The 15,627-nt window shown below is 28.5% G+C and carries 14 protein-coding genes; 8 read left to right on the plus strand and 6 right to left on the minus strand.

Going from position 1 to position 15,627, the window contains the following annotated elements; genetic code table 11:
* Positions 1-443 precede the first annotated feature (443 nt).
* Complete coding sequence (amaB, locus tag ACKTTC_RS03105) at positions 444-1,985, minus strand: L-piperidine-6-carboxylate dehydrogenase (RefSeq protein ID WP_408038171.1); 1,542 nt, start codon at positions 1,983-1,985, stop codon at positions 444-446.
* Between the two features lie 108 nt (positions 1,986-2,093).
* Here amaB and ACKTTC_RS03110 point away from each other — a divergent pair, with 108 nt between their 5' ends.
* Positions 2,094-3,140, plus strand: a complete 1,047-nt coding sequence (locus ACKTTC_RS03110) for an isoaspartyl peptidase/L-asparaginase family protein (RefSeq protein ID WP_408038173.1) — start codon at positions 2,094-2,096, stop codon at positions 3,138-3,140.
* 26 nt (positions 3,141-3,166) lie between these two features.
* On the opposite strand, the gene ACKTTC_RS03115 is transcribed toward ACKTTC_RS03110, so the two are convergent.
* The 5 genes from ACKTTC_RS03115 to ACKTTC_RS03135 form a co-directional block, all read right to left on the minus strand.
* Positions 3,167-4,486 (minus strand): hypothetical protein, encoded by a 1,320-nt coding sequence (locus tag ACKTTC_RS03115; RefSeq protein WP_408038175.1) that lies wholly within the window; start codon positions 4,484-4,486, stop codon positions 3,167-3,169.
* Positions 4,486-5,022: an RNA polymerase sigma factor gene (locus ACKTTC_RS03120; RefSeq protein ID WP_408038257.1), complete on the minus strand. Its 537-nt coding sequence runs from the start codon at positions 5,020-5,022 to the stop codon at positions 4,486-4,488. The genes ACKTTC_RS03115 and ACKTTC_RS03120 overlap by 1 nt, the downstream gene beginning before the upstream one ends.
* A 12-nt stretch (positions 5,023-5,034) precedes the next feature.
* A complete protein-coding gene (locus tag ACKTTC_RS03125) occupies positions 5,035-5,739 on the minus strand; it encodes a hypothetical protein (RefSeq protein WP_408038177.1) in 705 nt (234 codons plus the stop codon).
* 11 nt (positions 5,740-5,750) lie between these two features.
* The gene (locus ACKTTC_RS03130) at positions 5,751-6,452 is read right to left on the minus strand and encodes a DUF6970 domain-containing protein (protein ID WP_408038179.1); all 702 of its coding nucleotides are present in this window, start codon (positions 6,450-6,452) and stop codon (positions 5,751-5,753) included.
* A gap of 69 nt (positions 6,453-6,521) precedes the next feature.
* The gene (locus tag ACKTTC_RS03135) at positions 6,522-7,052 is read right to left on the minus strand and encodes a GNAT family N-acetyltransferase (RefSeq protein WP_408038181.1); all 531 of its coding nucleotides are present in this window, start codon (positions 7,050-7,052) and stop codon (positions 6,522-6,524) included.
* A gap of 213 nt (positions 7,053-7,265) precedes the next feature.
* Between ACKTTC_RS03135 and ACKTTC_RS03140 the strand changes: the two genes are divergently transcribed.
* The 7 genes from ACKTTC_RS03140 to ACKTTC_RS03170 all read left to right on the plus strand — a co-directional run bounded on the left by ACKTTC_RS03140 (position 7,266) and on the right by ACKTTC_RS03170 (position 15,590).
* Complete coding sequence (locus ACKTTC_RS03140) at positions 7,266-9,437, plus strand: lantibiotic dehydratase family protein (protein WP_408038183.1); 2,172 nt, start codon at positions 7,266-7,268, stop codon at positions 9,435-9,437.
* On the plus strand, positions 9,421-10,239 hold the full coding sequence (locus tag ACKTTC_RS03145) for a thiopeptide-type bacteriocin biosynthesis protein (RefSeq protein WP_408038185.1): 819 nt from the start codon (positions 9,421-9,423) through the stop codon (positions 10,237-10,239). The genes ACKTTC_RS03140 and ACKTTC_RS03145 overlap by 17 nt, the downstream gene beginning before the upstream one ends.
* The gene (locus ACKTTC_RS03150; RefSeq protein WP_408038187.1) at positions 10,229-11,911 is read left to right on the plus strand and encodes a helix-turn-helix domain-containing protein; all 1,683 of its coding nucleotides are present in this window, start codon (positions 10,229-10,231) and stop codon (positions 11,909-11,911) included. The genes ACKTTC_RS03145 and ACKTTC_RS03150 overlap by 11 nt, the downstream gene beginning before the upstream one ends.
* Positions 11,912-12,034: 123 nt before the next feature.
* Complete coding sequence (locus ACKTTC_RS03155) at positions 12,035-12,256, plus strand: hypothetical protein (protein WP_408038190.1); 222 nt, start codon at positions 12,035-12,037, stop codon at positions 12,254-12,256.
* Positions 12,257-12,330: 74 nt separating this feature from the next.
* Complete coding sequence (locus ACKTTC_RS03160; protein ID WP_408038192.1) at positions 12,331-13,968, plus strand: S8 family serine peptidase; 1,638 nt, start codon at positions 12,331-12,333, stop codon at positions 13,966-13,968.
* A 159-nt stretch (positions 13,969-14,127) separates the two neighbouring features.
* Positions 14,128-15,102: a LuxE/PaaK family acyltransferase gene (locus tag ACKTTC_RS03165; RefSeq protein ID WP_408038194.1), complete on the plus strand. Its 975-nt coding sequence runs from the start codon at positions 14,128-14,130 to the stop codon at positions 15,100-15,102.
* A 44-nt stretch (positions 15,103-15,146) separates the two neighbouring features.
* On the plus strand, positions 15,147-15,590 hold the full coding sequence (locus tag ACKTTC_RS03170) for a YHS domain-containing (seleno)protein (protein ID WP_408038196.1): 444 nt from the start codon (positions 15,147-15,149) through the stop codon (positions 15,588-15,590).
* Positions 15,591-15,627: the final 37 nt, after the last annotated feature.

Raw genomic sequence — 15,627 nt, forward strand, 5'->3', positions numbered from 1 at the left:
ACAGTGTAAGTAACGAAATTCGATAAAAAGTTAGCGTTTATAGTTCGGGGGGGCTGTGAACTAAAATAGGAGCCAAACTAAAAGTAGGCTCCTTTTTTGTTTATATATATTTATCTCTTTTAACGTTTCTTTAAACGTAACTTATTTACATTTAAAAAACTACAAATAAGATCATTACAAATATAATAACAGCAAATATTAGTATTATTTTAACATTAATCTATATTACTATTAAAATCATCTTTTGCAAATGACCATTCATCGATAAAATATAAAATGAAAGAGAAAGTAAAGTACTTTTACAGTGTAAGTAAGCAAGTAAAGAAGTAAAACAAAAATATAGTCGGTTTATAGTTCGGGGGGATTATGAACAGAAAAAAAAGGAGCCACACAACTAAACAAGTGTAGACTCCTTTTTTTATTTCCTTAAATTTATATAACTACTATAAATCGAATTTAATTCCTTGTGCTAATGGTAACTCAGTAGTATAGTTAATCGTGTTTGTTTGACGACGCATATATACTTTCCAAGCATCTGATCCAGACTCACGTCCTCCACCAGTTTCTTTTTCACCACCAAAAGCTCCACCAATTTCTGCTCCTGAAGTTCCAATGTTTACATTTGCAATACCACAATCTGATCCTGCATGCGATAAGAATCTCTCTGCTTCACGTAAATTGTTCGTCATAATTGCAGAAGATAACCCTTGTGCTACTCCATTTTGTAAAGCAATTGCATTTTCTACATCTCCAGTATATTTTAATAAATATAATACCGGTGCAAATGTTTCATGTTGTACAATATCGTAGTAGTTTCCTGCTTCAGCAATAGCTGGCTTTACATAACATCCACTTTCATATCCTTCTCCTTCTAATACTCCACCTTCAACAATAATCTTTCCACCTTCAGCTACTACTTTTTCTAATGCTTCTTTATACATTCCTACTGCATCCGTATCAATTAATGGACCAACGTGGTTGTTTTCATCTAATGGATTTCCGATACGTAATTGCTTATAAGCATCTACTACAGCATTCTTTACTTTATCATAAATAGAATCGTGAACAATTAATCTTCTAGTAGAAGTACAACGTTGTCCAGCAGTTCCTACAGCACCAAATACAGCACCAATAACTGTCATTTTAATATCTGCATCTGGAGTAACGATAATTGCATTGTTTCCTCCTAATTCTAATAACGATTTTCCTAATCTACCAGCTACTTCTTTTGCTACAATTTTACCCATTCTTGTAGATCCTGTAGCAGAAACTAAAGGAACTCTAGTATCTTTTGAGATGTACTCTCCTACTTCGTAGTTTCCGTTTACTAAACAAGAAATACCTTCTGGTAAATTATTTTCTTTTAATACTTCAGCAATAATGTTCTGACAAGCAACTCCACATAATGGTGTTTTTTCAGATGGTTTCCAAACACATACATCACCACAAATCCAAGCTAAAGCTGTGTTCCAAGACCAAACAGCTACTGGGAAGTTAAATGCAGAAATAATTCCAACTACTCCTAATGGATGGTATTGCTCATACATTCTATGTCCTGGTCTTTCTGAATGCATTGTTAATCCGTGTAACTGACGTGATAAACCAACAGCAAAATCACAGATATCAATCATTTCTTGTACTTCACCTAAACCTTCTTGGTAGCTTTTTCCCATTTCATAAGAAACTAACTTACCTAAAGCTTCTTTCTTTTCACGAAGTTTTTCTCCAAATTGACGAACGATTTCTCCTCTTTGTGGAGCTGGTAATACTCTCCATGATTTAAAAGCTTCAGTAGCTTCTTTCATCACACTTTCGTAATCGTTTTTCGTTGAAGCTTTTACTTTTCCTATTAATTTTCCATCTACAGGAGAGTAACTTTCGATAATTTCTCCGTTTGAAAACCATTTAGAACCAGTAGAAGTTCCTTCGTTTATTTCGTTTAACCCTAAGGTTTGTAACGCTTCTTGAATACCAAAATCTGCCATTTTGTATTTACGTTTTAGTTGTTTAAATTGAAAAGTCAAATTTACAAATAAATCTAAATTAATAAATTAAACAAAACATTTGTTTTTTGTTTAAAATTAAACTTTATCATGAAAAAAATATTCTCCACGTTTTTTTTAACACTTTTACTTATAAGTTGTAGTCAAAAAAAAGAGTCTAACACTCCTGAAACACAAAAAGTAAATGATTTTGCTATTGTTATTCATGGTGGAGCTGGTACTATTTTAAAGAAAAATATGACTCCTGAAAAAGAAGCAGCGTATAAAGAAAAATTAAAAGAAGCTATTACAATAGGATATACTATTCTTAAAAATGGAGGAAAAAGTATTGATGCTGTAGAACAAACTATTCATGTACTAGAAAATTCTCCTTTATTTAATGCTGGAAAAGGAGCTGTATTTACGCATGATGAAACTAATGAATTAGATGCTTCTATAATGACAGGGAGTGATTTAAATGCTGGCGCTGTTGCTGGAGTGAAAGGAGTAAAAAACCCCATTTCTCTTGCCAGAAAAGTAATGGAAAAATCTCCTCACGTAATGTTATCTGGTAAAGGAGCTGTTGTATTTGCAAAAGAACAAGGTTTAGAATTGGCAGACTCAAGCTATTTTTATACTGATAGTAGATTCAAATCGTTACAACGTGTAAAAGAAAAAATGAAAGCTCAATTAGATCATGATGGTAAAACTGCTTTTTACGATCCTGAAATAAAAGATAGTAAGTTTGGAACTGTTGGTTGTGTTGCATTAGATACTTATGGAAATATTACTGCTGGAACTTCTACTGGTGGAATGACTAATAAACGCTGGAACAGAATTGGAGATTCTCCAATTGTTGGTTCTGGAACATATGCAAATAATGAAACCTGTGGTGTTTCTTCTACGGGTTGGGGTGAATATTTTATTAGAGTCCAGGTAGCACACGATATTTCAGCTTTAATGGATTATAAAGAAATGAGTTTACAAGATGCTGCTAAAGAAGTAATTCAAAATAAACTTACTAAGTTAGGTGGTACTGGTGGTATTATTGCGCTTGATAAAAACGGTAATATGGTTTTTGAATTTAATACAGCAGGTATGTACCGCGCTTCTATGAATCAACAAGGAGATTTAGAGGTAAAAATATATAAGGAATAGTATAAATTAAACGTTTAGTTTTTCGCTTAAAAATCAAAAATTAATCCACTATATACTCCAATTGTATATGGCTGTGCATTGGTGGTTCCTTCTAGAAAGGTATTTAATTGTGCTTTAAACATTGGGTTTACATGAAACTTCATATTATCTGAAATATTCATTCTAAATTCTAATCCTAAGTTTGCACTAAAATTTAAAGTGTTTAAGTTATTCGCTGCTCCTATATTTCTATTAAAATTAGATGAATTAGCAGAGATTGTGTTTCTATTTAAAACAAGTGTACTAAAACCTGATACGATATTCGTTTCAAATTTATCTGATGAAAAAAGATGATAAGTAGCTTCTAAAGGAAATTCTATATAACTGTATTCTTGTTGTAAATTACCTTCTTCTATATTACTATTTGATCCTGTAGAAAGATCATTTACAGATTCTATAGTATTTGCAAAAAATAGATTATCTCCTCCTGAAAACTCTATATTTGTTAAGTTGTTTGCAAAAGGTATCCCAGAAACAATAGCTACATTCTGAGTTTCTAAATTGACTTTTTGTATTTGCGCTCCTGAACGTATAGACCATTTTTCATTGATTTTATATGCTATGTTAACTCCATAAGATAACGTTTCTCTACTAGATACTTTATTCTGATTTAGAGTAGCGTCTATGGCCGAAGCTTTGGTAAAAGAATTTGAAGCTACCAATCCAAAAACAGGAGCAATGCTCCATCTAGATTTCTGTTCTTTCACTTCTGTTTCTTCTTTTGTTACTTTTTCTACTTCAGCCATAAAACGCTGTTTTTCTAATCCTTTTTCTTTTGCTTTAAATTCTGTTATGGTATCTTTTGAGGACTTCTTAGAAGACTTTTCCATAGCAATTTTTGTATCAGATGTATAACCCTTCACAGTATCATCCGATTGCTGCAAACTATCATTCTTACTGGCAATTTTATATTCAACCATTAAAAATTCCTTTTCTTTTTTCTTTGTTTGTATAGTTTGCTTTGCTGTTGTTATTGTTGTTTCTTTAGTTGTGTTTTCTTCTAGTTTTTCTATTGGTTTTATTGTTTCTTCAGTTACTATATTTTCATATTTATTTAGTGGGTTTTCTTTAGTTTTTTGTATTTCATTACTATCTAAGTTTTCATTTGGAGTTTGTATAAATAAAAACAGGCCAAGAATTACTACAGAAGCTATTCCACTAGCAAACCACCATATTGGAATAACTCTCCTTTTTTTCTTTTTAGAGAGTTTTTCTTCTATGTTACTCCAAATTCTAGGATCTGGTTGTACTTCGAAATCCTTTAATTTTTCCTGAAACAGTCTATTTATATTTTTATCTTCCATCATTATGCCTTTTCTAATTTCTTTTTACGATCTTCCAATGCTTTCTTTAATAATTGCTTAGCTCTCGATAGATTAGATTTTGAAGTTCCAATGGAGATTTTAAGCATCTCAGAAATTTCTTTATGAGAAAAATTATCTAGTACATATAAATTAAAAACCAGTCTATATCTATCAGGTAGTTTTTGAATTAATTCAAGTAACTCATTAACTTCAATAGTGCTCTCATCAAAATGTATTTCTTCATTATACATTGGTTCTTCTTGAACCAAATACAAAGAAGGCTGTGTTCTATATTTTTGTAATGCTGTGTTAATTACAATTCTTTTTAACCATCCTTCAAAAGAACCTTTAAAATTGTACTGATGTATTTTATCAAAAGCTATTAAAAAACTATCTTGTAATACATCTTCTGCATCTTCTTGATTTCTAGAATATTTTAAACTCAATGCAAAGAGTTTACCAGCAAAAAGCTGATAAACTGCAGATTGTGCTTGTAAGTTGTTCTTCTTACATTTTTGTATGAGTTGTTCTAGTTTTATTCCTTTTGTATTTTAATATTTAAAAACCGGTTTTCCATTTTCACAAACTACTTCTGTTGGTTGTGCAGGTAGTTCACATGTAGAAATTATATCCCATTTTATATTATATTCTTCTTCTTTTTGAGTATAGATTGCAACTTTTTCTAGAAATTCATTAACATTTATTGTTTTTGGATACGCAATAAAACCTTGATATCCTCCACAGGCTTTTGATCCATATGTAGTAAAAGACCAATTGTTTGCATCTTCACATGTTTTACTAGTAGCTATTGTGTAAATTTCTTCAAATAATTCCATTAATTCTTGGTAGTCTTTTTCTTGATCTGTTTGTTCGTAAGTAACTACAAGTTCTTCATTTGTAAGTGAAATTATTCTCCATAGTAAGGAATTTGGATCGTTTTCCTTTTGAAGCTTAATTAATGTTTTTGCAACTACATAAGTTCCTTCTAAATTAAAAAAAGAAAGTGGTGGTGTTCCGCAAAAACCTGATGTTCTTTCAATAAATCTTTTATCTTCAAAAAAAGAAATTCCATACGTGTTTTCCTCTAGTTGTGTAGCTCTTTGAAATATTAATTTTTCATTTTCGTATTTAGTCATCACCCAATTTCCTAGTAAAAGATTACTAGAATCAATGGCTATTCTCTCATCATTCTCTTTTGTACATGAGTTTAATACTATAAATAAAAAGGTTACTAGTACTATTTTTATAAATTTCATAATCTTAATTTTTAATAGTTGTACTCAATTTCTTGATTCCATTTTTCTATCTCTAGATCTAATTGATTTAAACCTACTACTTGTAATTCTGAAATATCAAATTGTATTTCTTTTCTTACAATAGCCAAACAAATTTCTTCGTTTTGTAATTCTAATTTTAATAACCTTTTAGGAGGGTTTGTTTCTAAAACACATTCAGAATCTACTAGTTTAGCAATCCAAGAACTTCCGCTACATCCTCCAGAAGAAACTTCTATTGTTAGTATATTTCCTGTTAATGAAACTGAGACTATTTCATAATTACTCGTTTCTACTGAATCATAATAACTTTTACTAATAACAAGACCATTTTCATTTGGCCATAACAATTGTTTTTTATTCGCAACATCAAAAAAATCTGGACAAGTATTTTGCCCTCCTAATCCTCCTATTTCACATATTTTATTTCCTGCACAGTTATATATCACTGCCATGCTATCGTTACAACCAACACAATCGTTTATTAAAAAAACGCGTTGTCCTTTGTACTCATACTCATAAATTTCTTGCCTAACCGAATTTGTAACTTGAGCAAATGTTGTTTTAATTTCCTTTAACCACATTAGCTCTTCCAGTGGATTATCTACCAAACAAATTTCTTTTATTCCATCATTATCATTATTACATCCAGTAATAATTAGCGTAATGAATACCATTTTTAGTAATCGTTTCATCTTATTTCTTTATTAACAAGATGTTCTATTTGTGAAATGGTTGCGTTGAAAAATGTTTTTTTATAAAAATTACAATTTTAAAAAGCGTTCTTTAGTCATTTTCCATAGTTTAACTTCTTGTTCGAAATTAATTGCTCCTGGTATAGTTGTATATTTTTTTACAAATTCAAAACCAACTTTTTGAAGTGTTTTATTAGGTGCTGGATTTAAAGCATAAGGCTGACAATACAATGTTTCTAATTGAAGTTTTTCAAAATAAAAGGGCAATGATTTTTTAACTAATAAAGTTCCAGAGCCTTTTTTCCTATTTTCTGTTTCCCATACATGTAAATGCATAAAAGCTTCTTTTTTAAAAACAATATTAGTTGCATTGGTATGTCCTATACTTCTCCCATTCTCTTCCCAAATTAGCACATAAGACTGTTTTTTTTCAATTTGGGCTACTATCTGATTCATTAAAGTATTATAGAACGTTTCTCTTTTAGGTAACTTTTGAATATCTGCTCCCATTTTCTTTAAATGGTTTTCATTTGCAGTATACCAATAATCTAAAAGGTTATTAACATCTTCTTCTTGAATTTCCCTTACTTTTAAATTCATTATACAATAGTTTTTGGTTTTATCTTTTTATCACAACTAAATATGCAACAGAATTCTTAAAAAGAAATAGTTATACCTATTTTTTTAGCATTAATCTTTCAAAAACTACAATAAAATAAAAAAATTAGTCAGGAATAATTAATTTTGTGCGATCAGAACAATCTAATGTAGAAAGATATAATGAATCCTAACGAAGTTTTTAATAGCTTTTGTTTGAGAGTCCCCTTATTCTCAATTACCAAGTATAAAGAATTTATAAAAAAAGGCACCCTATCCGATGCTGATTTTATAAAAATCATAGAAATTCCATTTTTTAAAGAAGCTATATTTTTAGCTTCCCCTATTTTATTAGAACAAATTGAAAAATGGGAAAACGGTTTATTAAAAGATCCTGTAAAAAAAGAAAAACTAAAAGTAACCATTCTAAAATATTATACTAGAATGTCTTCTAGATGTACTCCTTTTGGTTTATTTGCTTCTTGTTCTTTGGGTAGTTTTAATTCCTACACAGATATACAGTTAGAAACTATAAACAATTATAAAAGAGTAACACAATTTGATAACACTTTTTTAAGCAAATTATCTTTGCGAATTCTCCTAGAAGAGGAGGTAAAAAACAGTGCTATTTTTTTCCCTAATACTACGCTGTATGAAATTGACAACCATTACAGGTATATTGAATATTCAATAAAAAAAAATAATAGAGAATATTCTCTTGAAGGTGTACATAGCTCTCCTGTAATTGATAAAATTATTACAACTGCCAAACAAGGTAGAACAATAACACAATTAGCTCAGGAAATTGTAGATAACGAAGTAAACTTTGAAGAAGCTAAAGAGTTTATTCTTATACTTATTGAAAATCAAATATTAGTATCTGAATATGAAATTTCTAGTACTGGAGAAAATTATTTTTTAAAATTACTACGTAATACAACTGAAAAAAATCCGAGTTTCTCATTAAATAATCAATTACAAGCTGTAAAATCTGAGCTTGACTCATTAGATCATTCTTTTGAGAATACTATTGATAATTATAAAAAAGTCATTTCTAAAACAGAACAATTAGTTCCTGATTTAGATCTTAATTATTTGTTTCAAACAGATACTTTTTCAGCTACTCAAACTAATAATCTAGATTATAAACTTAAATATTCTTTATTAAGAGCTATAAAGTTTTTCACCAGAATTTCTTTTTACACACCTAATCATCGTTTAGAAGGTTTTAAAAGGGAATTTTTAAAACGTTACGAAACCCAACAATTACCTTTAAGCTTAGTATTAGATTCAGAAACAGGTATTGGCTATGGTAGCAAACAGGATAATCACACTCCTTATTTAGATCATATTTTAGTAAAACGAAAAGCAACGCATATTGGTAATGTAGAATGGACTGCTTTTGATGATGTTATGCAACAAAAATTATACGAAGCTACCAAAGAAAATAGTTTTTGCATAGAGTTAAAAGAAGAAGATGTAAATCATTTACCTGAAAATTGGAATCATTTAGCTACTACATTTTACTCATTAATAGAAATCTATAAAAAAGAAAATAGTCATACCATTTTTATGAAAGGTGCTGGCGGTTCTAGTGGTATAAATTTACTTTCTAGGTTTGCACATGGAGATCCTGAAATTTATGATCATATAAAAAATATTGTTACTACTGAAGAACAAATTCATTCCGATAAAATTATTGCTGAAATAGTTCATTTACCTGAGTCTAGAACAGGAAACATATTAAAAAGACCTAATGTTAGATCTTATGAAATTCCGTATTTAGCATCAGCAGGTGTAAAAAAAGAGTTTGAAATACCTATAGAAGATATTCTTATTTCTATAAAAAACAACCGTATTGTTTTACGCTCAAAAAAACATCAAAAAGAGATTATTCCTAAACTAAGTAATGCACATAATTACACTCAAAATTCATTAGCTATTTATCAATTTCTATGTGAGTTACAACTACAAAACAAACGATCTAATATTGGTTTTAGTTGGAATAGTATCTTTTTAAAATTACCATTTCTTCCTAGAGTAGTATTTAAAAACATAATTTTTTCGAAAGCAAAATGGAATATTAAAGTACATGATTTCACCAAAATTATGGAAAGTAATAACATCGTAGAAGCTATAAAAAACTGGCAACAGAAGCTTGCTTTACCAGATTATGTTGAGCTTGTTGATGGCGATAATAGATTGTTAATCTATTTACAAAATAAAACAGCACTTACAATGTTATACCAAACGGTGAAAAAGAGAACTCATTTTCTCTTAGAAGAGTTCTTATTTTCAGATGACGAAATCGTACAAAGGAACGAGGAGTCGTTTTGTAATCAATTTGTTATTTCTTACCATAAAAAGATGTATGACACACAAAACTAAAAGATATTTCCTTCCAGGAGAAGAATGGTTATACTACAAAATATATTGTGGTGTTAATACTGCTGATATAGTATTAACAGATTATGTACAACCTTTTGTTGCTTATCTTATAGAAAAAAAAATAATTACTAAGTGGTTTTTTATACGTTATAGTGAGCATGGAAATCACTTACGTATTCGTTTTTTACTAAAAAATGTTAATCAAATACATGTAGTAATGCAGCTATTTCAGCAAAAAATTGAGCCTTTAGCTGCTACTCATCAAATTTGGGATGTACAAATAAACACCTATGTTAGAGAAATTGAACGTTATGGTGCAACCACAATAGAAGAAGCAGAGTCTTTCTTTTACAAAGATAGTGATTGGGTGTTACGTTTAATTTCTGAATTTGATTCAGATACAAACCGTTTCGAAAAAACTATTTTATACGCACAAAATCTCATAGCTTCATTTAAACTATCTGTAGAAGAAGAAATAAACTTCTTACATAGAATGAGTTTATATTTTAAAAATGAATTCGATACAACAAAAAGATCTAATAAGCGTATTAACATAAAATATAATGAAATTAAATCTTCTTTATTAGTTAACAATTCAACTATAATTGATACTTCTAGTAAAGAAATTATCCAGAAACTAATTACAAAAAAATCAACTATTCCTAATGAAAATTTATTAGCCAGCCTAATTCATATGAACAGTAACAGAGTTTTTAAAACTAGCCAACGTTTATATGAAATGTTAATTTATAATTTCCTTTACAAAGCCTCTATTACAACTCTCAAAAGAAATGAACAATAAATTACTACTACTTTTTTGTACTCTTTTTATAAGTATCTCTCATGCTCAAAGTGAATCAGACATACTGTATATTACAATGCTTCAGAAAGTTGGTACAAAAGCAAATTTAAAAGAAAGAAGAATTTATTTAGATTCTATAATACAAAAAGCAAAAAATGAAAAACAATATAAATACCTTTTTGCTTCGTACCATATGCATGCTTTATTGCAAGAAAACGAAAACACTTTAAAATATTGTGATAGTATTATTAACTTATCTAAACTTTATAAGTACGAAGATGAGTTTTATCCCAAAGATGCTTATCAAATTAAAGGAGATTTCTTTTTTACTAGAAAAGATTACAATAGAGCTTTAGATAGTTATTTAGCAGTGCACGATTATGCTGAAAAATACAACGATACTAAACTATTGTTTGATTCTAATTTAAATATTGGTTTTTTAAAGAGAAAAACTGGTGATTATAAAAGTGCTTTAAAGCTTTACAAGCAAAACTTGCTCTTATTAAAAGAAAAAGAAAAACTAGATTCTGTTGCTTATTTAAATTGTATACGATCTATTGCTAATATTTATAACGATATGGCATTGCCAGATTCTTCTATGATTTATAATAAGTTAGGAATCAACACTGCAGCTGCATTCAAAAAAACGAAGTTTAGAAATCATTTTTCACTAAACTGTGGTGTTTCTTTATACCTACAAAATAAGTATTCTGAAGCTATAGATAGTATTGAAAAATATATTCCTTATTTTAAAAAAAATGATCCTAATAAAGGTAACCTTTCATTTGCTTACTATTACTGTGGTGAAGCTTATAACAAGCTAAATAATACACCTAAAGCCATTGCTTACTTTAAAAAGGTAGATACTATTTTTAGAGAAAAAGGGAATTTATTTCCGTTAATAAGAGAAACTTACGAACATCTTATTCAATATTATAAAAAACGTAAAGATTTAAACAGTCATCTTACTTATGTAAATCAACTCATAAGACTAGATAGTATACTACATAATGAAGAAATTTATTTGAATAAAGGACTTATTACAAAATACGATATACCAAAATTAAAGTCTGAAAAAGAAGATATTATAAAGCAAATGAATGCTTCAGAAACAAAATCCTTCTCTATTATCATTATAATTTCTGTATCCCTTTTAGTAATTATTATACTTCTTTGTTATCAAATAAAATTAAAAAAGGAGTATAAAAATAAATTCTTAGAAATTATTAATAAGCCTAAAAAACTTATTACTGAAAAGAAAATAGAAAATAGTGACGACAAAATAGTAGAAACCACTTCTATAAATATACCTCAAAAAATTATAGATGATGTTTTAGAAGCATTAGATAGTTTTGAAAAAAAACATCAATATATAAACAAAGATATTACACTAAGTTCTTTAGCTAAAAAAGTAGGATCTAACACAAATTACTTATCTAAAATCATTAATCACTTTAAAGAAAAAAGTTTTTCAAATTATTTAAATGATCTAAGAATTGAATATGCTATAGAAAAGTTAAAACAAGATACTATTTTTAGAAAGTATACCATTAAAGCAATTGCAGAAGAGGTTGGATTTAAAAACTCAGAATCATTTTCAAAAGCCTTTTATAAACTAAAAGGAATTAAACCTTCTTACTTTTTAAAAGAATTAATAAAGATTTCTGAATAACATAGTCGATATTTATGAATATCGACTACGTTATTTATAAATATCGACTGTATCACACTGAAAAACAACTAAAAAAAGAAAAGATTTTATTTGCTTTGTGGAAAACTACAATCAAATACTATCATGAAAAAAACAAAACTAACACTCGAAAAATTTAGAATTTCTAAACTATCAGCATATAATATTAAAGGAGGAAACCCACCTTATAGACATAATAATACTGGCCTAGGTGGTGGAGGTGGTAGTACAGAAACAGACGACGATCCAGAATCAAACGAAAAGTGTCTTTTTAATTCTATCATTAAAGTACCTAAAACAACAAACGAACAAGATGCAATCGTCTAAAAAAAGAATTATTGCAAAAAACTAATAAAGAAACTCATTAAAAGGGTTTCTTTATTTTCTTTTATTTTAGAGCAATGAAAAAATCTATACTCCTACTATTATCTATTCTTTGTATTTTTAGTTGTAAAACAACCAAAAACTATACATCAATTACACTTTCTTCTAAAGCTAGTTTGGTTACAAAAAAAACTCAGCTAAAATCCAAGAAAAATTGGCATTTAAAAGATATAGAAACAGATACATTACCTGGTATTAGTTTAAATAGAAGTTATGCTACAATACTTAAAAATAAAAGGGGAAAAGATATAATTATTGCTGTCATAGATACTGAAGTAGATATTCATCATAAAGACCTACAAAATACGATTTGGGTAAACGAATCAGAAATTCCTAATAATGGAATAGACGATGATAAAAATGGATATATAGATGATGTTTATGGATGGAACTTTCTAGGAAATAAAAAAGGAGAAAATAATCGATTTATTAATTTCGAATATACCCGAATTCTTAAACAAACTTCTAAAGATTTTAAAAATTTAACTCCAAAAGATGCTGTTTTAAAAAATGAAAAAAAACTGCAGTTACACAATAGAGCCAAAGAAGCTTATGATAAAAGAATGCAAATAGACTCGGCTGGAAAAGCTAACTATGATAAATTATATACTTTATATTTTGAAGCTAAAAATAAAATCTATCCTTATTTAAAAGAGCGTGTTTTCAATCAAAAATCTGTAGATAGTCTAAAAAAACTAAAACCTGAAGGTATTAATGATTTTCATTTCTTTATTTGGTCAGACTGTCTTAAAAACAATATTAATGATGCTCTAGTAACTAAATATCGAGACAATGCTAATGAAAGAATCAATAAGATGCTAAATTTAGCTTATAATGATAGATCTATACAAGGAGATAATGAAAATGATATATCAGATACAGATTATGGGAACAACAATGTTTCTGGAAACATAGATTTCTTAGAGCATGGAACAAAAATGGCCGGAATAATAGCGAATATTACTAAAAATACTACTATCAAAATCATGCCTATAGCTATTTCAGCTTATGGAGATGAGAATGATAAAGATATTGCTTTAGCCATTCGATATGCTGTAGATAATAATGCTAAAGTGATTAATATGAGCTTTGGTAAAGAATTTTCAACACATAAAAAATGGGTTGATGATGCTATAAAATATGCTGAAAAAAACAACGTACTAATTGTTTCTTCCGCAGGTAATTTTGGAAATAACTTAAATATTGAATCACACTATTACCCAAATGATAGAGGAGAAAAAGATTCCAATATTTCAGATAATTTTTTACTAATTGGTGCTTCTACATATACATTAAATAAAAAGTTAAAAGCAAAAAACTCTAATTATGGAAATATAGACGTAGATCTTTTTGCTCCTGGTACGAACATTTTTACTACAAATACACAAAATAGAAATACCTTTTCAGGAGGCACCTCTTCTGCCGCAGCTATTACTTCTGGAGTTGCTGCCCTTTTATATGCTTACTATCCTAGTTTAAATGCTTCTCAAATAAAAAGTATTTTAATGAATTCTGGTATAGCATATACAATTCCTGTAAGTACTCCTGAAAAAGATGATAAAAGTAAACTTACACCATTTAATCAATTATCTAAATCTGGAAAAATTTTGAATGCTTATAATGCATTTATTATGGCTGAAAAAATAACTAAATAAAAATTTACTTATACTTAAAAACATTTTTCAATTGGTTTATTCAACTGATTTTAAAACTACTATTTCAGTGTTCCACATGAAACTATAAAAACCATTTGTAAATAGCTCCTGCTTTTTATAGAATGATTGTATGAAATACCCTTACTTTTGTAGCCAAGAATGCAAAATACTGTTTTCAACATACAATCTGAGGAAGCATTTACAAAAGTAGCTTTAGAAATTTTTAAACATCAGTTTGAAAACAATCCTACATATCGTTCCTTTTGTGATTTATTATATGTGCATCCTAGCGATATTTCTAAAATTGAAGAAATCCCTTTTTTACCTATTCAGTTTTTTAAATCTAAGAATGTACTCTCTTCAAAAGCAGAAGTAGTAGAAACATTTACAAGTTCTGGTACTACAGGAAGTACAACTAGTAAACATTTAATTACAGATATTTCTTGGTATGAACAGAGTTATCGTAAAGGATTTGAGCATTTTTATGGAGATATAGCATCTTATACTGTTTTAGCTTTATTACCTAATTATTTAGAGAGAAAAGGATCTTCTCTAGTATATATGGCCAATGACTTTATAAAACGCTCTAAAAGTCCTCATAGTGGTTTTTATTTGCATAATATTGACGACTTAGCTAATAAACTTATTGAACTTGATAAAAAAGAAGAAAAAATTCTTTTAATTGGAGTTTCTTTTGCTTTGTTAGATCTTATTGAAAAATATCAATTTAAACTCAACAATACTATTGTAATGGAAACTGGAGGAATGAAAGGAAGAAGAAAAGAATTAATTCGAACAGAACTTCACCAATTGTTAGCTAATGGTTTTGGTGTTGAAAAAATTCATTCTGAATATGGAATGACAGAATTACTAAGTCAAGGATATTCTAAAGGCAATGGAATTTTTAATTCTCCTCCATGGATGAAAATACTTACTAGAGATACAGAAGACCCCTTGTCTATTCAAAAAACTGGTAAAACAGGAGGAATTAATGTTATTGATTTAGCAAACTACAACTCTTGTTCTTTTATTGCTACTCAAGATTTAGGAAAAACCTATACAGACCAAAGTTTTGAGATTATTGGTCGTTTTGATAATTCAGATATCAGAGGTTGTAATTTAATGGTTTTGTAAGTTCTTTATAAGATTATCGTACTTATTATAAAACACACAAAACAATGAGGCGTTTACTTATTCTATTAGTATCTATATGTACTATTTCAGCTTTTTCACAAACACACGATTATAATATTAAAAAAGGAGCCGTTGCTAATGGTTATGATGTAGTTGCTTATTTTTCTAATAAAGCAGTAAAAGGAAAAAAGAAATTTGAAGCAAAACACGATGGAGTTACCTTCCGTTTTTCAGATGAAAAAAATTTAGAAACATTCAAAAAGAATCCTGATAAATATGTTCCTCAATATGGTGGATATTGCGCTTATGCTATTGGAGCAAAGGGAGAAAAAGTAGGAATTAATCCTAAAACTTTTGAAATTAGAAATGGCAAATTATTTCTTTTCTATAACTCTTGGGGAACGAATACTTTAGATTTATGGATTAAGGAAGGACCTGAAAAATTAGAGAAAAAAGCTAATGAAAATTGGCGTAAAATAAATAGCTAACTTAGCTACTATCAATCCCCTTTAAAACTCTAAACCT

The sequence above is a fragment of the Tenacibaculum amylolyticum genome, from assembly GCF_964511145.1.
GTDB classification, from domain to species: Bacteria; Bacteroidota; Bacteroidia; order Flavobacteriales; family Flavobacteriaceae; genus Polaribacter; species Polaribacter amylolyticum.

What these genes read in the sequence shown, in the direction of transcription:
- ACKTTC_RS03155 (WP_408038190.1), top strand. Translation starts at nt 12,035, where the DNA reads ATGAAAAAAACAAAACTAACACTCGAAAAATTTAGAATTTCTAAACTA.
- ACKTTC_RS03110 (WP_408038173.1), top strand. Translation starts at nt 2,094, where the DNA reads ATGAAAAAAATATTCTCCACGTTTTTTTTAACACTTTTACTTATAAGT.
- ACKTTC_RS03165 (WP_408038194.1), top strand. Translation starts at nt 14,128, where the DNA reads ATGCAAAATACTGTTTTCAACATACAATCTGAGGAAGCATTTACAAAA.
- ACKTTC_RS03135 (WP_408038181.1), bottom strand. Translation starts at nt 7,052, where the DNA reads ATGAATTTAAAAGTAAGGGAAATTCAAGAAGAAGATGTTAATAACCTT.
- ACKTTC_RS03170 (WP_408038196.1), top strand. Translation starts at nt 15,147, where the DNA reads ATGAGGCGTTTACTTATTCTATTAGTATCTATATGTACTATTTCAGCT.
- ACKTTC_RS03115 (WP_408038175.1), bottom strand. Translation starts at nt 4,486, where the DNA reads ATGATGGAAGATAAAAATATAAATAGACTGTTTCAGGAAAAATTAAAG.
- ACKTTC_RS03125 (WP_408038177.1), bottom strand. Translation starts at nt 5,739, where the DNA reads ATGAAATTTATAAAAATAGTACTAGTAACCTTTTTATTTATAGTATTA.
- ACKTTC_RS03145 (WP_408038185.1), top strand. Translation starts at nt 9,421, where the DNA reads ATGACACACAAAACTAAAAGATATTTCCTTCCAGGAGAAGAATGGTTA.
- ACKTTC_RS03130 (WP_408038179.1), bottom strand. Translation starts at nt 6,452, where the DNA reads ATGAAACGATTACTAAAAATGGTATTCATTACGCTAATTATTACTGGA.
- ACKTTC_RS03150 (WP_408038187.1), top strand. Translation starts at nt 10,229, where the DNA reads ATGAACAATAAATTACTACTACTTTTTTGTACTCTTTTTATAAGTATC.
- amaB (WP_408038171.1), bottom strand. Translation starts at nt 1,985, where the DNA reads ATGGCAGATTTTGGTATTCAAGAAGCGTTACAAACCTTAGGGTTAAAC.
- ACKTTC_RS03160 (WP_408038192.1), top strand. Translation starts at nt 12,331, where the DNA reads ATGAAAAAATCTATACTCCTACTATTATCTATTCTTTGTATTTTTAGT.